This window comes from Streptomyces sp. WI03-4A (assembly GCF_033792105.1).
GTDB lineage: Bacteria > Actinomycetota > Actinomycetes > Streptomycetales > Streptomycetaceae > Streptomyces > Streptomyces collinus_A.
In genome coordinates this window covers 40,929-60,370 of record NZ_JARAUO010000051.1, presented here as the reverse complement: position 1 = coordinate 60,370, position 19,442 = coordinate 40,929, and the positions used below count along the sequence as shown (strand labels likewise).

At 73.7% G+C, this 19,442-nt stretch carries 12 protein-coding genes; 4 read left to right on the top strand and 8 right to left on the bottom strand.

Annotation, left to right across the window (positions count from 1 at the left end):
- The 7 genes from PV343_RS35460 to PV343_RS35430 all read right to left on the bottom strand — a co-directional run.
- A partial coding sequence (locus PV343_RS35460) for a glycosyltransferase (protein ID WP_319151145.1) occupies positions 1 to 993 on the bottom strand: 993 nt, incomplete at its 3' end.
- A 6-nt stretch (positions 994 to 999) separates the two neighbouring features.
- Positions 1,000 to 3,210, bottom strand: coding sequence for a CDP-glycerol glycerophosphotransferase family protein (locus tag PV343_RS35455; RefSeq protein WP_319151144.1), 2,211 nt, complete (start codon positions 3,208 to 3,210; stop codon positions 1,000 to 1,002).
- Between the two features lie 125 nt (positions 3,211 to 3,335).
- The gene (locus PV343_RS35450) at positions 3,336 to 5,594 is read right to left on the bottom strand and encodes a bifunctional glycosyltransferase family 2 protein/CDP-glycerol:glycerophosphate glycerophosphotransferase (RefSeq protein ID WP_319151143.1); all 2,259 of its coding nucleotides are present in this window, start codon (positions 5,592 to 5,594) and stop codon (positions 3,336 to 3,338) included.
- 156 nt (positions 5,595 to 5,750) lie between these two features.
- Positions 5,751 to 6,662 (bottom strand): carbohydrate ABC transporter permease, encoded by a 912-nt coding sequence (locus PV343_RS35445; protein WP_319151142.1) that lies wholly within the window; start codon positions 6,660 to 6,662, stop codon positions 5,751 to 5,753.
- Complete coding sequence (locus PV343_RS35440; RefSeq protein ID WP_319151141.1) at positions 6,659 to 8,002, bottom strand: carbohydrate ABC transporter permease; 1,344 nt, start codon at positions 8,000 to 8,002, stop codon at positions 6,659 to 6,661. Before PV343_RS35440 ends, PV343_RS35445 begins: the two co-directional genes overlap by 4 nt.
- A 7-nt stretch (positions 8,003 to 8,009) precedes the next feature.
- Positions 8,010 to 9,377: an ABC transporter substrate-binding protein gene (locus tag PV343_RS35435; protein ID WP_319151140.1), complete on the bottom strand. Its 1,368-nt coding sequence runs from the start codon at positions 9,375 to 9,377 to the stop codon at positions 8,010 to 8,012.
- 161 nt (positions 9,378 to 9,538) lie between these two features.
- The gene (locus PV343_RS35430; protein ID WP_319151139.1) at positions 9,539 to 13,315 is read right to left on the bottom strand and encodes an FHA domain-containing protein; all 3,777 of its coding nucleotides are present in this window, start codon (positions 13,313 to 13,315) and stop codon (positions 9,539 to 9,541) included.
- Positions 13,316 to 13,679: 364 nt separating this feature from the next.
- Between PV343_RS35430 and PV343_RS35425 the strand changes: the two genes are divergently transcribed.
- The 4 genes from PV343_RS35425 to PV343_RS35410 all read left to right on the top strand — a co-directional run bounded on the left by PV343_RS35425 (position 13,680) and on the right by PV343_RS35410 (position 19,012).
- Complete coding sequence (locus PV343_RS35425; RefSeq protein ID WP_319151146.1) at positions 13,680 to 15,362, top strand: serine/threonine-protein kinase; 1,683 nt, start codon at positions 13,680 to 13,682, stop codon at positions 15,360 to 15,362.
- A gap of 111 nt (positions 15,363 to 15,473) precedes the next feature.
- The gene (locus PV343_RS35420) at positions 15,474 to 16,697 is read left to right on the top strand and encodes a serine/threonine-protein kinase (protein ID WP_319151138.1); all 1,224 of its coding nucleotides are present in this window, start codon (positions 15,474 to 15,476) and stop codon (positions 16,695 to 16,697) included.
- Between the two features lie 88 nt (positions 16,698 to 16,785).
- Positions 16,786 to 17,892 (top strand): peptide chain release factor 2, encoded by a 1,107-nt coding sequence (gene prfB, locus PV343_RS35415; protein ID WP_319151137.1) that lies wholly within the window; start codon positions 16,786 to 16,788, stop codon positions 17,890 to 17,892.
- A gap of 304 nt (positions 17,893 to 18,196) precedes the next feature.
- On the top strand, positions 18,197 to 19,012 hold the full coding sequence (locus PV343_RS35410; RefSeq protein ID WP_319151136.1) for a hypothetical protein: 816 nt from the start codon (positions 18,197 to 18,199) through the stop codon (positions 19,010 to 19,012).
- A 130-nt stretch (positions 19,013 to 19,142) separates the two neighbouring features.
- On the opposite strand, the gene PV343_RS35405 is transcribed toward PV343_RS35410, so the two are convergent.
- A complete protein-coding gene (locus PV343_RS35405) occupies positions 19,143 to 19,334 on the bottom strand; it encodes a hypothetical protein (RefSeq protein WP_319151135.1) in 192 nt (63 codons plus the stop codon).
- Between the last annotated feature and the right edge of the window lie 108 nt (positions 19,335 to 19,442).

Sequence of the window (19,442 nt, the reverse complement as noted above, 5' to 3'; positions counted from 1 at the left end):
GCGCACCGCGGCCGCCCGCCGCACCGCCTCCCGGCCCGCCCGCCCGGCCTGCCGCCGCAGCCGGTACGCCGCGTAGGAGCCCTCCAGCAGGGCGACCTCCCCGTCCACGAGCGCGCCCTCGGGCCGGTGCCTGCGGAACATCTCCGCCGTGCGCCGGAAGAACTCCGCCTTGTCCTCCGGCGGCAGCCGGTCCGGCTTGGCCAGGATGTCCAGGCAGTGCTCGCCCATCTTGCGGTGCAGGTAGGGCCGGTGGACCGCCAGCTCCTCGTGCCGGTCCACGAAGGCGAAGACCCGCTCGTACTGGTCGTGGATGTCGAAGTGCTTGCGGCTGGTGGTGGACAGGATGTTGCCCTGCCTGCGCTGCCGGTAGTTCAGGCAGATCCGGTCCAGGACGGCGATCCGCCGGGCGCTGAGCAGCACCGGGAAGGTCCAGGGGGTGTCCTCGTAGTAGCCGGGCGGGAACGCGAAGCCGTGCTCCTCGACGAAGTCGCGCCGGTAGACCTTGTTCCACACCACCATCAGCAGGTCCAGGATCTCCGGCCGGCCGGTGACCGTGAAGGTGTCCGCGCCGGCCTGCGCCAGCACGTGCGCGAGCGCGTTGCGCCGGGTGCCGCCCCACCAGTAGGTGCGCGCGTAGTCGAAGACCAGCACGTCCGGGTCGTCGGCCTCGGCCAGCCGGTCGGCCGTCGCGCGCAGCGCGCCCGGGGTGAGGGTGTCGTCGCTGTCCAGGAAGAGCAGGTAGTCGCCGGTGGCGTGCGGCAGTCCGGCGTTGCGCGCCCGGCCGAGGCCGACGTTCTCCGGCAGGTGCAGCACCTTCACCCGCGGGTCGCGGTCCGCGTACTCTTCCAGGATCGCGCCGCAGTCGTCCGGCGAGCAGTCGTCCACGGCGATCAGTTCGAGGTCGCCGAAGGACTGCAGCAGTACCGAGTCCAGGCACTCGCGCAGGAAGCCCTGCACCTTGAAGCAGGGGACGATGACACTGAAGCGGGGCACGGCGGGTCAGCTCCTCACGAGGGTCGCGGCGGCGGGGGCGGGGACGCGCTCGGCGAGCGGGACCACCGGCGGGATCGCCTCCGGCGGTTCGCCCAGCAGCACCCGCCGTACCACCCGCTCGGCGGCCCGGCCGTCGTCGAACTGGCAGAACCGCTCACGGAACGCGGCCCGCGCGGCCCGGGACTCCGGCGCCGCGTAAATGCCGTCGCGGAAGACGCGGGCCAGCTCCCCGGCCGTGCGGGCGACCGGTCCCGGCGGCTCCGTCATCAGGTCGAAGCAGACGCCGCGGGTCTCCCGGTAGACCTCCCAGTCGTCGGCGTACACGACGATCGGCCGGTCCAGGTTGGCGTAGTCGAACATGATCGACGAGTAGTCCGTGACCAGCGCGTCCGCGGCCAGGCACACGTCCTCGGCGGAGCGGTGCGCGGTCACGTCGATGACCCGCCCGCCGCGGCCCGCCCCGGCGCCGTGGCCCCGGTCGTAGAAGTAGTGGGCGCGCAGCAGCACCACCACGTCCTCCCCGGCCGCCTCGCAGAACGCCTCCAGGTCGAGGCCGGGCTCGAAGCCGGTGTGGTGGTCGCGGTGGGTCGGCGCGTACAGCACGGCCGTCCGGCCCTCGGGCACGCCCAGCTCCCGCCGGACGCGGGCCACGTCGTCGGCCGTGGCGGTGTAGTAGACGTCGTTGCGCGGATAGCCGTACTCCAGGTGCTCGTACGAGCCAGGGAAGGCGCGCTCCCACATCTGGGTGGAGTGGCGGTTGGCGGACAGGTTGTAGTCCCAGCGGTCCACCCGGCCCAGCAGCTTGGTGAAGCTGCCCGACCGCGCGGCCACCACCGGGTACGTCGACTGGTCGACCCCCATCGTCTTCAGCGGGGTGCCGTGCTGGGTCTGCAGGTGCACGCTGCCCGGCCGCTTGACGACGCCCTCGGCGAAGTTGGCGTTGTTGATCAGGTAGGTGGCGCGGGCCAGCAGCTCCCAGGCGCGGCGGGAGCCGATCACCGCGTGCTCGACGTCCTTCGGCATCGCGTGCGCCTGGTCGGCCTCGACCAGGAACACCGAGCGGATGTGCGGGGCGAGTTCCCGGGCTCGGGCGTGGATCGCGGCCGGGTTGCAGGCGTAGCCGCGGCCCCAGTAGGCGCAGTACACGGCCAGGTTCGGGTCCAGCGGGCGGCGCAGGTCACGGGCGTAGCGCAGCCGGGTGCGGAGCATGCGCGGCCGGGGTACGGCCGAACCGGCCTTGGCCGCCGCCTGGTTGGCGCCGCGCAGGGCGCGGAACGCGGTGTACGCGCCGGTCGCCAGTAGCCGGTGCTGCACGCCCAGGCTGCCGCCCGGCGCCTGGTGGCCGGCGGGCCGGTGCCGTCGGTAGAGGCGCCCGGCCCGGCGGAAGAACGCCCGGTGCCCGGCGGGCAGCCGCTCGGGCCGGGACGCCGTCCTCAGCACCTGCGCGAACAGCTGGTCGAACAGGGCCCGGCTCCGCTCGGCGGACAGCCCGCTGCCGGCCGCCCTGGTCAGCACCAGCTCCACCTGGTCGAGCAGGGTGTGCTGGTGCGGTCCCGGCAGGTTGAGCCGGCTGCCCTGCCGGCGCAGCCGGTGGCGCACCACGACCCGGCGCAGCACCGCGACCCGCTCGGCGGCGATCGCCGTCAGTCCGGCCCAGCCGAGGTCCGTGAAGTGGCCGTCGGGGAAGGTGAGTCCGTGCTCGGTGAGGAAGGTGCGGCGGTAGACGGCGCTCCAGGCCGGCAGCCGCACGCCGGTCAGCTCCGGGCACGCGTCCGGAGCGAAGGCCCCCTTCGGCGCCCCGGCCAGCAGCGCGGCGGCCGGGTTCCCCGGCTCGCCCTCCCACCAGGGCGTCCGCTCGTGCTCGACGTACAGGATGTCGACCCCGGCCGTCCGGGTCAGCCGTTCGTCCAGCGCCGCCAGCGCACCGGGCAGCAGCAGGTCGTCGCCGTCCAGGAACAGCACGTACGCGCCGGTCGCCACCCGCAGCCCGGCGTTGCGCGCCCCGCTCAGACCGGCGGACGGCGGCGAGTCGACCGGTGTCACCCGGGAGTCCCGGTCGGCGTATCCGGCCGCCACCGCGGCGGCCGGGGCGTCGGGACCGTCGCAGACCGGGATCAGCTCCAGGTCGCCGAAGGACTGGCCGAGCACCGAGTCCAGTGCCTGGGACAGCCGGCCAGCGACCCCGTGGGACGGGACGATGATGCTGAAGCGGGGCATTCTGCTCTTTCTGTTGTCTTGCTGACGCGGCTGGGCCGTCCGGCGGGGCGCCAGGTGGACGGCCGGGCCGGGGCGGGCCGCGTCGTACTGAGGGGCATGCGGACTCCTGGTAGGACCAACGGTGTTCAGCGGCTCTCGGTGACGGGGAGGGGGCCGGAAGGTTGCGGCACGGTGGCCAGCGGCGGGCGCGCGGATGCCGCCGCCGACGGGACCGGCTCGCGCGCGGCCGGCGGAACCGGCTCCGGCCGCCCCTCCGTCTCGCCCAGCACCACGTGCCGGACGACGCGTTCGGCGGCGCGTCCGTCGTCGTACGGGCAGAACCGCTCCCGGAAGGACGCCCGCAGCTGGGCGGAGCGCGAGCCGCGCCAGTGGCCGGTGGCGAAGATGTCGATCACCTCGTCCTCGGTGCCCGCCACCGCGCCCGGCGGGAAGGCGCGCAGGTCGAAGTAGGTGCCCCGGGTCGCGTCGTAGACGTCCAGGTCCCCGGTGTGGACGACGATCGGCCGGTCCAGGCCCGCGTAGTCGAACATCAGCGAGGAGTAGTCGGTGAGCAGCGCGTCCGAGGCCAGGCACAGGGACTCCACGCTCGGGTGCTCCGAGACGTCGATGACCCGGGGGCCCCGGCCGAGGCAGCCGCCGCGCTCGGGGTGGGGCCGGGCGAGGATCACGAAGCGCGGTCCCAGACGGCTCAGGACGCGCTCCAGGTCGAGCGGCGGGCGCTGGGTGCGGTGATGGTCGCGGTAGGTGGGCGCGTAGAGGATCGCGACCGAGCCCTCCGGGATGCCCAGCGACTCGCGCAGCCGGGTGACATCGGCCGCGGTGGCCTGCTGGAAGACGTCGTTGCGCGGGTGGCCGTACTCCAGCACCGTGTACCGGCCCGGGAGGACCCGCTCCCAGGTCAGGCTCGAGTGCCGGTTGCCCGAGAGCACGTAGTCCCACCGGTCGACCTCGCGCAGCAGCTCCCCGAAGTCGGTGCCCCGGTCCGCCGCCGGGCGCTCCTGGAGGTCGAGGCCCATGTGCTTGAGCGGGGTGCCCCGCCGGGTCTGGACGAGGACCTGGCCGCGGCGCTTGTGCAGCCCGCGGTCGAAATCGCCGTCGTTCACCAGGTACTTGGAGCGGGCCAGCGCCGTCCAGTAGGCGGCCGAGCCGGGGCACAGCCCGCGCGGGCCCGGCGGGACGTCGTGCCGGTGCTCGGGGTGGGCGATCCACGCGGTGCGGACGTGCGGGGCGTGCGTGCGGAACGCCTGCTCCAGCGCGCCCGGGTCGCCGCCGTGACCGCGTCCGCCGCGGGCGGCGAACACCGCACGGTCGGACCGGAGCGGCAGGCACCGCTGGACCCGGTAGTGCAGCCGCAGCGCGGCGGACCTGAGCGAACGGGTCACCTTCAGTGCGGACTTCAGGGCCCGGCGGCGCACCGCCGAGGCCAGGCGCAGGGCCTGGAAGGTGCGGTGCAGACCGAACCGGATCAGGGCGTGCCGCGGCCGGGAGCGCGGCGGCACCCGGGTGCCGGGGACGCGGTGGACGCGGTACTGGGCGCGGGCCCGGCGGACGAACTCGGCGCGGCTGCCGCGCGGCAGCCGGTCCCGGCGGCCGAGGATCACCAGATAGTGGTCGATCATCCGGCGGAACAGCTCCGGCCGCCAGCGCGCGAGTTCGGGACGCTGCGCCACGTAGGCGAACACCCGGTCGTACTGGTCGAAGACGTCGAAGTGCCTGCGGCTCGTGGTGCGCAGGATGTTGCCCTGCCGGCGCTGCCGGTAGTGCACGCACACCCGGTCCAGGGTGGCGATCGACTCGGCGGCCATCAGGGCCGGGAAGGTCCAGGGGGTGTCCTCGTAGTAGCCCGGCGGGAACGTGAAGCCGTGCTCGGCGACGAACTCCCGCCGGTATGCCTTGTTCCAGGCGACCATCAGCACCCGCAGCAGCCCCGGCCGGTCCTCGAGGCGGAACGGGGCGGGACCGTCCTCGGTCAGGTGAGCGGCGAGCTGGTTGCGGACCGTCTCGCCGGTCCAGTAGGTGCGCGCGTAGTCGAAGACCAGCACGTCCGGCTCGCCGGTCTCCTTGATCCGGTCGGCGACGGCGCGCAGCGCGTCCGGGGTGAGCGTGTCGTCGCTGTCCAGGAAGACCAGGTACTCGCCCGTCGCCTCGGCGATGCCCGCGTTGCGGGCCCGGCCGAGCCCCTGGTTCTCCGGCAGGTGCACGGCCTTCACCCGGACGTCCCGGGCGGCGTACTCGTCGATGATCGCGCCGCAGGCGTCCGGTGACCGGTCGTCCACGGCGATCAGTTCGAGGTCCGTGCACGACTGGGAGAGCACCGAGTCCAGGCACTGGGGGAGATACGCCTGGACCTTGTACGCGGGGACAATGACACTGAACCTGGGCAAGGGACATCCATGGGTCGGTCGGCGCGGGCGTTCTGCCCGGCAACGGCCGATGGAGTGACTTGGTTACGGTCCATGCGGCATGTGGGGGACTTCCGGGTGAACGCCGAGGGGCGGGCCGTTGACGACCCGCCCCCGCGAAACGCCGCTGTAGCGTGTCTACTTGACCGCGCCCGCCATCACACCGGACACGAACTGCCGCTGGAACGCGAAGAACACGGCCAGCGGGATCACCATCGAGATGAAGGCGCCCGGCGCCAGGACGTCGATGTTGTTGCCGAACTGGCGGACCTGCGTCTGCAGGGCCACCGTGATCGGCTGCGAGCCCGACTTCGTGAACACCAGCGCCACCAGCATGTCGTTCCACACCCACAGGAACTGGAAGATGCCGAGGCTCGCGATCGCGGGGCCGCCGAGCGGCATCACCACCCGGGCGAACAAACGCAGTTCGCCCGCCCCGTCGAGCCGGGCCGCCTCCAGCAGCTCCCTCGGGATCTCCGCGAAGAAGTTCCGCAGCAGGAACACCGCGAACGGCAGACCGAAGCCGACGTGGAACAGGATCACCCCGAGGATCGTCCCGAACAGACCGATGTTCCCGAAAAGTTCGGCGATCGGGATCAGCGCGACCTGGACCGGGACCACCAGCAGGCTGACCACGCCGAGGAACCACCAGTCCCGGCCGGGGAACTCCATCCACGCGAACGCGTAACCGGCCAGCGAACCGATCACCACGACCAGCAGCGTGGCCGGGACGGTGATCAGCACGGTGTTCACCAGGGAGTGGGTGATGTCGCCGTTCTCCAGCAGCTTCCGGTAGCTCTCGAAGGTCAGCTGGGACGGCTTCGCGAACACCTTCCACCAGCCGCTCGCGCTCATCTCCTCCGGCGCGCGCAGGGAGGAGATGAGCAGGCCGATGGTCGGCACCAGCCAGAACAGACCGACGAGGAGGAGGAAGACCCGGACCAGACCGCCGCTCAGCTTCTCGGTGATCCGGGACCCCAGCGACTGCCGCGCCGGGGCCGGCGGGCCCGCGGCCGCCGCCTTCGCGACGCTTCCGGTGGCCGTGGTCATCGCCGCACCTCCCGCCTCAGCCGACGAATGTTGAACAGCATCACCGGGATCACCAGCAACAGCAGGAACACCGCGATGGCGCTCGCGATACCCGGCTGGCTCTCCGCGAAGCCCTTCCGGTACAGCTCAAGGGCCAGCACGTTCGCGTCGTCCTGCGAGGAGCCCGGCGCGATGATGTAGACGAGGTCGAACACCTTGAGCACGTTGATCATCAGCGTGACCATGACCACCGCGAGCACCGGAGCCAGCAGCGGCACGGTGATCCGGCGGAAGACCTGCCACTCGTTGGCGCCGTCCACACGCGCGGCCTCCAGCAGCTCCCGGGGCACGCCCGCGAGCCCGGCCGCGATCAGCACCATCGCGAAGCCCGCCCACATCCACACGTACGAGCCGATGATGGCCGGGGTGACCAGCGAGGGGCCGAGCCAGTCGACGCCGTTGTACGGTTCCTTGAAGTTGGCCGCCGGCAGCCGCAGCACGGCCCCGTCGGCCTCGGCCGGCAGCGTGAAGGTGCCGTCCGCCGCGGCCGTCGTGGAGGCCACCACCGTGCCGTCCTTCACCGCCTCGATCCGCATCCCGGCGTAACCCGGCTCGGACGGGTCGGGCGCGCCCAGCCTGCCCACGCCCTTGCCGCGGGTGAAGTCCTGCCAGGTGGTGCCGGTGACCTTCCCGGGCTCCGGCCGGGCGGCCACCGCCTTCTTCGTGTCACCGGGGAGCTGGTCGGGGGCGACACCGACCAGCGGCAGGGCGACCGGCCGTCCCGCGCGCACCGTCGTCCTGGTGACGAAGCCGCCCTGGTCGGGCCGGAGCGGCGACTCGCGGCCCGGGTGCGCCTTCGGGAACGCCGACGACGGGGCGAACGTGTCGTGGACGCCCACCCACACCGCGTTGGCGACGCCCTTGTCCGGGTCCTGGTCGTAGACCAGCCGGAAGATGATCCCGGCCGCCAGCATCGAGATCGCCATCGGCATGAAGACGACCAGCTTGAACGCCGTTCCCCAGCGCACCCGTTCGGTCAGCACCGCGAACATCAGGCCGAGCGCGGTGGAGACCGTCGGGGCGAACACCACCCAGATCACGTTGTTCTTCAGCGCCGTGCGGATGCCGTCGTCGGTGAACAGCGCCTTGTAGTTGTCGACCCCGGCGAAGCCGTCGCCCGAGGCGTTGTAGAAGCTGCGGACGATCGAGTACCCGATCGGGTAGACCACGAGCGCGCCCAGCAGCACCAGGGCCGGCAGCAGGAAGAGGGCTGCCACCGTCCGGCGGGTGCCGGTCACGCTCTTGCGGCTCTTGGACACGGCGGGGCCCGGTGGGGCCCCGGCCGCCGCTGCCGACGCCATGGCCGGATCAGCCCCCGTTCCCGTACGCGGCCGCCGCGTCCTTCTCCAGCTTCGTCTGGGCGCCCGCGACGTCCTTCGGGTTCTTCAGGAAGTCCTGCAGGTCCTTCCACTCACCCTTGCCGGGTGTGCCGCCGAAGGCCTGCGGGGCCTGGTCGGACATGTCGAAGCGGAAGTCGTCACCGGACGCGATCAGCGCCTTGGCGATCTTCTGCTGCACCGGGTTCGGGTACGCCGAGACCGGCACGCTCTTGTTCGGCGAGAGGTAGCCGCCCAGCTTGGCCTGGATCGTCGCCGCGTCCGGCGAGGCCAGCCAGGTGGCGAGCGCCTGGGCCCCCTTGGAGTCCTTCAGGACGACGGCCGCGTCACCGCCGGAGACCACGGGCGCCGCGGAACCCACCGCCGGGAACGGGAACACCTTCGCGTCCGTGCCCACCTTCGCCTTGGTGTCACCGATGTTGACCTGCGCGAAGTCGCCCTCGTAGACCATGGCCGCCTTCGGCTGGTCGCCGCCGGTGAAGGTCTGGGTGACGGACGCCGGGAACTCCGTCTGCAGGGCGCCGTCCGCGCCACCCGCCACGTAGTCCTTCTTGCCCCAGACCTGGGCGAGCGTGGTGAGCGCCTGCTTCACCGAGGGATCGGTCCACTTGATCTTGTGCTGGGCGAGCTGGTCGTACTTCTCCGGGCCCGCCTGGGACAGGTAGACGTTCTCGAACCAGTCGGTGAGCGTCCAGCCGTCGGCGCCGCCGACCGAGAACGGGGTGACACCCGAGTCGTACACCGCCCGCGCGGTGGTCAGCAGTTCCTTCCAGGTCTTCGGCTCCTTGGCGCCCGCGTTCTCGAACGCCTTGGCGTTGTACCAGATCAGCGACTTGTTGGCGGCCTTGTAGTAGACGCCGTACTGCTTGCCGTCGACCTTGCCGATGTCCTGCCAGCCCTGCGAGTAGTTCTTCGACAACTCCTTCACGGCGGCCGGGCCGAGGGGCTTGGCCCACTTCTTGTCCACGGCCTGCTTGATGGCGCCCGGCTGCGGCAGCATGGCGACGTCCGGTGGCTGGCCACCGGCGATCTTCGACCCGAGGAAGTTGATGATCGGGTCCTGGGCGGGTACGAACGTGACCTTCGCGCCCGTGCGCTTCTCGAACTCCGCGAGGACCTTCTTGAAGTTCGCCTGTTCGGTGCCGGTCCAGACGGCGGCGACCTCCAGGTTCACGCCGTTCAGCTTCGGCAGGCTGACGCCGGACCCGCTCCCGGTGGATCCGCCGCCGCTGTCCTTCTTGTCGTCGCCGCCGGAGCAGGCGCTGAGGGCGAGGGCTCCCGCGAGGAGCGCGGCGAGTGTGGTGACGGCCCTGTGTGTCCGGATGGTGTTGCTCCGCATCACTTCCCCGTTCGTCGTTCTCCGTTGAACGTCAGAACTCTGTCCCGTCCGCTCCGGTCTACGCCGGGGCGTGCGGGAGCGGCAAGAGCGCCTGCGCCGTCCAGCGGCTCATCGTGACCGGCTCGTGATCAAAGGAGTGCGCGAACCACGGTGAGGGGCGGTCAGAGCAGGGAGGGCACCTCCGCCGCCGCGACCTCCCGGGCCGCGCGCTCCACCGCGCTCGCCAGCAGCGCCAGATCGGTCGGGCCGTTGCCGAGCTCGCGCACCGGGCGACGGGTGGGCGGATCGCCCATGCGCTGCCACTCCAGCGGCACGACCGTGGGCCGCTGGGTCGCGGTCCGCGGGATACGGCCCGTCACCCGGCCGCCCTGGAAGCCGACGGCCCGGCCGTCCGCGTAGGTCAACCGGCCCCGCCCGGGCGCCGGTTCGTCCGGTCCCGCCGACGGCGCGTCCAGGGATATGCGCAGGTCGGCCCGGCGGGCCGGTTCCGTCTCCGCCGTACGGCCGCCCGTGCCGGCCGCGGCCACCAGGTGCACGCCGAGCCGCTCGCCCTCCCTGGCCACCGCCTCAAGAGCGCGCAGCACCGACCCCGCGGCGGGGCGGCCCGGGGAACCCAGCGCCGGGGAGACCAGCGCGTCCAGGTCGTCCACGACCACCACGAGGCGGGGCAGCGGCGGTGCCGCCTCGGTGCGCTGCCGTGCGGCGGCGCCGGGCCGCAGCCGCAGCGTGGAACTCGGCGGGGACTCTATGTCCCCCGCGCCCGCGCTCGTCGGGGCCGGGGCGGCGGCCGCCCGCCCGCCCGGCGTGCGCTGCGCGACGATACGGCCCGACACCTCACGCCCCGAGTGCCACTGGGTGAAGTCCGTCCGGCCGAGCAGCTCCGCGCGCCGCTTCAGCTCGGCGCTCAGCGACTGTGCGAACTCCCGCATCCGCACCGGGTCGTTGGCGATGAGATGGGTCGTCACATGCGGTATGTCCGTGCAGACGCGCAGCCCCTCGCCGCGCCCCGCGCCCGTGCCCACGCCGTCGCGGCCGTCGATCAGCACCATGCCCAGCCGGTCCGGCCGCTCGGCGGCGGCCAGCGAGGCGACCACGGACCGCAACAGCTCGGTGCGGCCGCTGCCGGCCGGGCCCTCGACCAGCAGATGCGGCCCCTCGGCTACCAGGTCGGCGGTGAGCGGGCCGCGCGGTCCGGCCCCGAGCACCGCCCGGGCCCGGCCGCCGAGCGACTCCGTGTCGTCGGCCGCGTCCGCCCAGCGCGCCATCAGCGAGGCCGGGGTGGCCCGGGCCAGGCCCAGCTCGTCCAGCAGCCGCGCCGACTGCGGCAGCGGCACGGCCACGCGCGCGTGCCGCTCGCCGACCGGGCCGTCCGGCCGCAGCGGCGCCAGGGCCCGCGCGAACCGCTCGGCCCAGGCGGCGGAGACGGCGTCGACGGTCGCCGACGTCCCCGGTTCGACGGGGCCCGTGGGCGCGACCCGCATCAGGTGCAGCGCGCCCGCGACGTCCCCGCTGAGCAGGGCCACGGCCCCGCAGTGCCGGAAGGTGGGCGTGAGCGCGCAGGCCTCCTCGTACGTCCGCGTCACCGGCGAGGCGGGGGTGGCGGCCGCGGTCTCGGCGAGGCACAGGACGTGGATCCCGGCCCGGGGCCCGGCCACGGCCAGCCGCGCCAGGCTCTCCTGGAGGGAGGACCCGCCGGGGTCCCCGTCCACGACGACGACCGTGAACGGACCCGGGAAGCCGCCGCTTCCGCCCAGGCCCGCGCCCTCCTGTGCCCAGGAGGGACGGCGGCCGGGCGCGGTCCGGTGCGCGGAGCCGGGAGCGACCGGGGCGTCCGATGCCTGCGGCGCGGCCGGGGCGCCGAAGGCGGAGGTGCCGAAGGCGGGCGTTTCGGAGGCGGTGGGATCAGGTGCCGCCGCGGTGCCGTCGCCCGCCGGGGCCTGCCGTGCGGGAGCGGGCTGGGCCGCGCCCTTGCCGGTCGCCGCGTACTCCTCGACCCGGCGCAGCAGTTCCTCCGTGCGGGCCGCCGCCTGTTCCCGGTCGTGTGCCAGCAGCAGCCGGCAGTCCTGGCCGTGGCCCGGCCGCACGTGCGGGAGCCAGCCGAGCCAGGACCACTCGGCGGCCCGCTCCTCCACCGGGCGCGCCCGGTCGGCGCTGATCAGCACGATCTCCAGCAGGTCGGGGGAGTGCAGCGCGGCGAGCTGAGCGAGCACCGCGCGGGCCAGCCCGGCGAGCCGGGGGCGAGGACCGGCCAGACCCAGCGCGCCCGCCTCGCGCAGCGCGGCGGTCACCGGCACGGCGGGCAGCACCCCCGAGCCGTCCGGGGCGCTCCGGTCGGCCGTGCCGAGCCGCACGGTCAGCGCCTCCGGGTGACCGGGCCCCCGCTCCCACAGCCGGGGCCCGGGGCCCAGCGCCGTCAGCAGCAGCGCGGCCGGGTCCGGCCAGGTCTCCGGCGCGCGCGTGACGTCGCCCGCCGGGGCGGCGGCCACGGCTGCCACCGGGGCGCCGTACGCCTCACGCGCGGCCGGCTGCTGTTCGCCGCGCCCGCCGGCCAGCCGACGTGCCCACGCGCCGATGCCGCCCCGGCGGCGGCCGCCCTCCGGCAGGTCGGTGCCGTGCAGGGGTGTGTCCTTGCGTCCGCCGCGCCCCGCTTCGGTCCGGCGCGCCGCTTCCGGCCCGGGGGCCGCTTCCGTCCCTCGTGCGGCGCCGTACGCCCCGCGTGTTGCTTCCGTCCCGGGGGCCGTTTCCGTCCCGGGTGCCGCGCCGTACGCCCCGCCTGCCGCTCCGGATCCGTGTGCTGCTTCTGGCTCGCGTGCCGCTTCCGTTCCGGGTGCCGCGCCGTACACCCCGCGCGCCGCTTCCGTTCCGGGTGCCGCGCCGTCCGGCGCCGGGCCGTGGGCCGCCGTACCGGGGTACGCGCTACCGGCCGGGCCGCCGATGCCGTAGTGCCCCGCGTGGGTGTCGCCGCCCCGGGTCGGCGCGCCCTGCGCCGGGAGCGTGCCGCCGGGGCCGCCCTCCGGTGCTCCCGAGCCGCCGTCCCGCCGCTCGATGCTCGGCGCCCCGGCCTGGCCGGGGACCGCCGGCTGGTCCCGGCGCCGGTACTCCTGGGCGCCCGCGCCCCAGCCCGTCGCGCCGTACGCGTGGTGGGTCGCCCCGGTGGGGCCGCCCGCCGCGGCGGGTGTCACGCGCGGGTGCCCGGCGGTGTCCGCCGCCGCCCCGGCGCCCGGGTCCACGCCCGCCGTCCGGCCCTGACCGGCCTCCCCGGCCTCCAGGGCGACCCGTACGCAGCCCTCCCCGTCCGGCACCGTGCGCACCCGGGCGCCGGGGCCGCCGGACGGCGTGACCCGCAGGGCGGACTCGCCGATCCTCAGCAGCGCCCCCGCTGAGAACCGCACCGGGCGCTCGTCCACGCGCGTGCCGTCCAGCGCCGTGCCGTTCGTGGAGCCGAGGTCGGCCACCGAGACACGGCCGTCGGCGGCCACGGTGACCGCGCAGTGCAGGCGGGAGACGTCCGGGTCGTCCAGCGGGACGTCGGCGTCGGCGGAGCGGCCGACGGTGATCCGGCCGCCGTGCAGCAGATGGACCCCGCCCGCGTCCGGGCCCGCGACCACGTGCAGCTGGGTCGGGGCGTCGTCCAGCTCGGGATGCGGCTCGGGGGCCGCCGGGGCGCCCAGGGACAGCACGGCGCCGTCGACCAGGGGGGGCTCGCCGAGGGTGTGGCGGCGGGGGTCCAGCCGGTCCGTGCCCGCGTACAGCACGACCGGGGAGCCGCCGGTGTCCCGGCCCGAGCCGCCGTCCCCGGTGACCGCCGAGGCCAGCGCCGACGCGACGGCGGCCAGGTCCGTGCCCGCGGGCGCCGTCACCAGCACGTCGCGGCTCGCGGCTCGGCCCCGGTGCGGGGTCGGGCCCAGCGGGTCTACGACGGTCAGCCGGATCTGCATCGCCGTCAGCGGTCCCTTCTGCCCGGGCGCGGACGTACCCCACCCCCGCACGAGCACTCGGCCAGTACTGCAGGCATCCTCGCACCTGTCGCTGACAACACGCCCGCGCCCCGGGGCCAAGTGATCTTGATTGGTCAGCTCTGCCCCCAAAAGTGCCTGACCACTGGCGCATCGATGATCAGTTGAGATCGGTCACGTGCCTCCCTTGGCAACCAGGAGACCGGAGCGAGCGTCTTTCCTTCGAACATCGACGGGAACGTTTACGTAGTGCCCTCGGGGGCGGCACTACAGTGGATCGGAACACCGGAACACCGGCGAGCAAGCAGCCATGCAAGCAGCCAGCAAGCAGCAGGGAGCGCGTGACGTGCGGCCAGTCGGCAGCAAGTACCTGCTCGAGGAGCCGCTCGGACGCGGCGCCACGGGCACTGTCTGGCGTGCTCGCCAGCGCGAGACCGCGGGTGCCGAGGCGGCCGTGCCCGGCCAGCCCGGCGAGACGGTCGCGATCAAGGTCCTGAAGGAAGAGCTGGCCGGCGACCCGGACATCGTGATGCGGTTCCTGCGGGAACGCTCCGTCCTGCTCCGGCTCACCCACCCCAACATCGTCCGGGTCCGCGACCTGGTCGTCGAGGGTGACCTGCTGGCCCTGGTCATGGACCTCGTCGACGGCCCCGACCTGCACCGCTACCTGCGCGAGAACGGCCCCTTCACCCCGGTCGCCGCGGCCCTGATGACGGCGCAGATCGCCGACGCCCTCGCCGCGAGCCACGCCGACGGCGTCGTCCACCGCGACCTGAAGCCCGCCAACGTGCTGCTCCAGCAGTACGACGGCCAGATGCACCCGATGCTGACCGACTTCGGCATCGCCCGCCTCGCCGACTCCCCGGGCCTGACCCGCACCCACGAGTTCGTCGGCACCCCCGCCTACGTCGCACCGGAGTCCGCCGAGGGCCGTCCGCAGACCTCCGCCGTCGACGTCTACGGCGCGGGCATCCTGCTCTACGAGCTGGTCACCGGCCGTCCGCCGTTCTCCGGCGGCAGCGCGCTCGAGGTCCTGCACCAGCACCTGAGCGCCGAGCCGCGCCGGCCCTCCACCGTCCCGGACCCGCTGTGGACGGTCATAGAGCGCTGCCTGCGCAAGAACCCCGAGGAGCGGCCCAGCGCCGAGAACCTCGCGCGCGGGCTGCGGGTCGTCGCCGAGGGCGTCGGCGTGCACGCGAACGCCGCGCAGATCGCCGCCGCCGAGGGCGTCGGCGCCCTGCTGGCACCCGACCCGGCCCCGGCCGCGGTCCCGGGCGTGCCCGGCGCCGCCGACCCCACCCAGGTGCTGCCGACCAACGCGCCGGGCGGGTACGACCCGAACGCCGCGACCAGCGTCCTGCCGCACACCGGTGGCCCCGTCGGCGCCGCCGACCCCACGGCCGTCCTGCCGAACACGGGCGCCGCCGACCCGACCGCGGTCCTGCCGCCGGTGCCCCAGGGGCAGCCCGGCGGCCGGCCCGAGCAGCCGCACCCCTGGCAGACCCAGCTGCGCGCCGCCCGGGACCGCAACGAGCAGACGCAGATCCAGTACATCGACCCCGACGAGGACCCGCTGCGCCGCCGCCCGCAACGGCAGGTCGCCCGGCCGCAGCAGCAGCCCCGCCAGGCCCCGCAGGCGCGTCCGCAGCAGCCCCAGCCGCGCGGCCGGCAGCGCCCGCCCGCCGGCTACGGCTACCCGGAGCAGCAGCAGCCCCAGCGCTACGCCCCGCAGCAGCAGCCGCAGCGGTACGCGCCCCCCGCCCCGGAGCCGCAGCGGCCCGCGCGCGAGCCCCGGCCGGCGCGGCAGCGCAGCGCCAACCCGATGAAGATCCCCGGCCTCGGTTGCCTGAAGGGCTGCCTGTTCACGATCGTCATCCTGGTCGTGGCGAGCTGGCTGGTCTGGGAGCTGACCCCGCTGCACAACTGGATCGGCCAGGGCCGGGGCTACTGGTCCCAGCTCAGCGACTGGGCCGGCAAGGTGAGCCACTGGGTCAAGCAGATCGGGGACTCCTCCGGCAGCGGCAACTGATCGCCAGTTTGGGAATTTGTCGACATCTGGCGGGTGATTTCCGTCTCCACGGTGAAGGTTGGCTCCTGCGACGCGTAGTTTTAGCGACAACACGCGTCGGTAGGAGCAGTCTTGGCACGGAAGATCGGCAGCCGGTACACCGCCAACCAGATCCTGGGGCGGGGCAGTGCCGGCACGGTGTGGCTGGGCGAGGGGCCCGACGGTCCCGTCGCCGTCAAGCTGCTGCGCGAGGACCTCGCGTCCGACCAGGAACTCGTCGGCCGCTTCGTCCAGGAGCGCACCGCGCTGCTCGGCCTGGAACACCCGCACATCGTCACGGTCCGCGACCTGGTGGTCGACGGCAACGACCTGGCCCTCGTCATGGACCTGGTGCGCGGCACCGACCTGCGCACCCGTCTGGAACGTGAGCGCCGGCTCGCGCCCGAGGCGGCCGTGGCGATCGTCGCCGACGTGGCCGACGCCCTCGCGGCCGCCCACGCGGCCGGGGTCGTGCACCGGGACGTGAAGCCCGAGAACGTGCTGCTGGACATGCAGGGCCCGCTCGGCCCGGGCGGCGCGCACCCGGCGCTGCTCACCGACTTCGGCGTCGCCAAACTGATCGACTCACCGAAGCGCACCCGCGCCACGAAGATCATCGGCACCCCCGACTACCTGGCCCCCGAGATCGTCGAGGGCCTGCCGCCGCGCGCCGCAGTCGACATCTACGCCCTGGCGACCGTCCTGTACGAGCTGCTCGCCGGCTTCACGCCCTTCGGGGGCGGCCACCCGGGCGCGGTGCTGCGCCGGCACGTCACCGAGACCGTCGCACCGCTGCCCGGCATCCCCGACGAGCTGTGGCAGCTCATCGTCCAGTGCCTGGCGAAGGCCCCCGCCTCCCGGCTGCGCGCCTCGGAGCTGGCCGCACGGCTGCGCGAGCAGCTCCCGATGCTGGCGGGCATGCCGCCGCTGGACGTGGACGAGCCCGACCTCGCCGAGGAGGCGGACGAGGAGACGGCGCCGCCCGCGCCGTCCGGGGCAGAGCCGGTACGGCGGCGCGGCGCGGTGTCCCTGGTGCCCGGCTCCCGCCCCGACTCCAACCGGGACACGCACACCTCGATGCGGGTGCCGGCCCCGGACGAGCTGGCCGGCGGCGCGCACGGGACGGCGCGGGTGCCCCGGGCCCACGGTGCGCCCAGGCCGGGCTCGGCACGGCACCGGGCCACCGTGCGGCGGCGCAGGATCACCCTCGGGGTGGCCGGGGTGGCCGTCGCGGCCCTCGTGGGCGTCGGCGCCTGGTGGGCCGCTTCGGGAGAGGACCAGCCGCCGCAGGACACCCACAGCACCTCGGCCCCGTGACCGTGCGGGGGCGGGCGGCGGGGCGCTGGTGGTGCCCGGCTGGGCGCACCCTGCCTTGGGCGCTCGGCGGAGCCGTTACGCTGGAGGCGTGGCAGTCGTCGATGTATCCGAAGAGCTGAAGTCCCTCTCCTCGACCATGGAGTCGATCGAGGCCGTCCTGGACCTCGACCGGATGAGGGCAGACATCGCCGTGCTCGAGGAGCAGGCGGCCGCGCCGTCCCTGTGGGACAACCCGGACGAGGCGCAGAAGATCACCAGCAAGCTCTCCCACCTCCAGGCCGAGGTCAGGAAGGCGGAGGCGCTGCGCGGTCGGATCGACGATCTCGCCGTCCTCTTCGAGATGGCGGAGGAGGAGGACGACCCGGACACCCGCGCCGAGGCCGAGTCCGAGCTGACCTCGGTGCGCAAGTCGCTGGACGAGATGGAGGTCCGTACCCTCCTGTCCGGCGAGTACGACTCGCGTGAGGCGCTGGTCAACATCCGCGCCGAGGCCGGAGGCGTGGACGCCGCCGACTTCGCCGAGAAGCTCCAGCGCATGTACCTGCGCTGGGCCGAGCAGCGCGGCTACAAGACGGAGCTCATCGAGACGTCGTACGCCGAAGAGGCCGGCATCAAGTCGACCACCTTCTCCGTGCAGGCGCCGTACGCCTACGGCACCCTCTCCGTCGAGCAGGGCACGCACCGCCTCGTGCGCATCTCGCCCTTCGACAACCAGGGCCGCCGCCAGACCTCCTTCGCGGGCGTCGAGGTGCTGCCGGTCGTCGAGCAGTCCGACCACGTCGAGATCGACGAGACCGACCTGCGCATCGACGTCTACCGGTCCTCCGGACCCGGCGGCCAGGGCGTCAACACCACCGACTCGGCGGTGCGCATCACCCACCTCCCCACCGGCATCGTGGTCTCCTGCCAGAACGAGCGGTCGCAGATCCAGAACAAGGCCACCGCGATGAACGTCCTCCAGGCCAAGCTGCTGGAGCGGCGCCGGCAGGAGGAACAGGCCAAGATGGACGCCCTGAAGGGCGACGGCGGCAACTCCTGGGGCAACCAGATGCGCTCGTACGTCCTGCACCCGTACCAGATGGTCAAGGACCTGCGCACCGAGTTCGAGGTCGGCAACCCCGAGGCCGTGTTCAACGGCGAGATCGACGGCTTCCTGGAGGCCGGAATTCGCTGGCGCAAGCAGCAGGAGAAGTAACTTTATCGACATGACAACTGCCGCCCCTGAGGCGGCAGTTGTCATTTGGCTGGGTTTTACATCACACTCACAGCCTTCAACTCCCGGCAAACGCCCCCCTGCTGGACATTGCGCGCGCAACGGCCTTGACGCTGCTTTGAAAAGTGGGAAGGGTGAAGCGTGGCATGCGTATCTCTGGGGCGCATGTGAACCGGGGGAACGGAAACGCTCGATCACATATCGGGCTTCGTCGGCTGCCTCCGTCGATCACGGCCTGCCCCGAGCGCCGCCTCATTGACGAACAGCTACTGGGGGTAGCAACCACATGACGAAGAAGACGCGGATCCGGGTCGCGCGGATAGCCGCCGGTGCCGTGATCGCGGCCGGTGCCTCGCTGACCGCGGCCGGTGCCGCCTCCGCTCTGGACCTCGGTGTCCAGGCGGGGCCGGTCACCCTCGGCGTGAGCGCGGACGGGGAAGACGACGGCGGCACCGACGGCGGTGACCCTTGCCCGATCGGCATCTGCACCGACGGCGGCACCGACGGCGGCACCGTCGACGGCGGCACTGTCGACGGCGGCACTGTCGACGGCGGGACTGTCGACGGCGGGACCACCGATGGCGGCACCACCACTGACGGTGGCACGACTGACGGTGGGACCACCGACGGCGGCACCACCACTGACGGTGGCACGACTGACGGTGGGACCACCGACGGCGGCACCACCACGACCGGCGGCACCACCACTGACGGTGGCAGCACCACGACCGGCGGCACCACCACCGACGGTGGCACCACCACGACCGGTGGCAACGGCAACACCGGTGGCAACGGCAACACCGGTGGCAATGGCAACTCCGGTGGCAACGGCGGCGGCCACGGCGGCTCGACCGGCGGCGGCAACGGCCACACCACCCCCGACGGTGGCGGCAACGACAACGTGCCGCAGGAGGAGGGTTCCTCGACCCTCACCGACACCGGCTCCGACACCACGGCCCAGGGCGGCGACAAGCAGCTCGCCGAGACCGGTGCCAGCCAGACCGCGTTCCTGATCGTCGGCGCCGCGACGATGATCGCCGGCGGCATCGGCTTCCGCGTCCTGCCGCGTCTGGTCAACGGCCGCGGCGGCGCCGCGGCCTGAGCGTAGCCCCGCGGTCACGTACCGCACACGGGGCACTCGCCGAAGGGCCCGGAGCTCGGCGCTCCGGGCCCTTCCGGCGTCTCCACGGGCCGTCGCGCACGCCGTGCGTGCGCCGTCCCGCGCGGGTCTCCTAGGCGGTCTGGTGCGCCAGCAGCGCGACCGTGGCGATCAGCACCGCGAGCAGTGCGATCAGCGCCATCGGGTTCAGCCCCGCGAAGAAGTTGTCCTGCTGCAGTCGCTCGCGGTTGGCGCGGCACACCGGGCACCGGCCCTCGCTCACCGGCGACGCGCAGTTCGCGCACACCAACCGGTCGTACGTCATGCGCTCGCCCTCCTTGCACCGGCCATCACACATACAACGCACACGGGAACCAGAACGTTCCCCCTCCACTCTGCCAGGTTCCCCTCGAAAGAGCGCGGGCGCCCGGAG

What these genes read in the sequence shown, in the direction of transcription:
- PV343_RS35455 (WP_319151144.1), bottom strand. Translation starts at nt 3,210, where the DNA reads ATGCCCCGCTTCAGCATCATCGTCCCGTCCCACGGGGTCGCTGGCCGG.
- PV343_RS35430 (WP_319151139.1), bottom strand. Translation starts at nt 13,315, where the DNA reads ATGCAGATCCGGCTGACCGTCGTAGACCCGCTGGGCCCGACCCCGCAC.
- PV343_RS35405 (WP_319151135.1), bottom strand. Translation starts at nt 19,334, where the DNA reads ATGACGTACGACCGGTTGGTGTGCGCGAACTGCGCGTCGCCGGTGAGC.
- PV343_RS35440 (WP_319151141.1), bottom strand. Translation starts at nt 8,002, where the DNA reads ATGGCGTCGGCAGCGGCGGCCGGGGCCCCACCGGGCCCCGCCGTGTCC.
- PV343_RS35435 (WP_319151140.1), bottom strand. Translation starts at nt 9,377, where the DNA reads ATGCGGAGCAACACCATCCGGACACACAGGGCCGTCACCACACTCGCC.
- PV343_RS35445 (WP_319151142.1), bottom strand. Translation starts at nt 6,662, where the DNA reads ATGACCACGGCCACCGGAAGCGTCGCGAAGGCGGCGGCCGCGGGCCCG.
- PV343_RS35410 (WP_319151136.1), top strand. Translation starts at nt 18,197, where the DNA reads ATGACGAAGAAGACGCGGATCCGGGTCGCGCGGATAGCCGCCGGTGCC.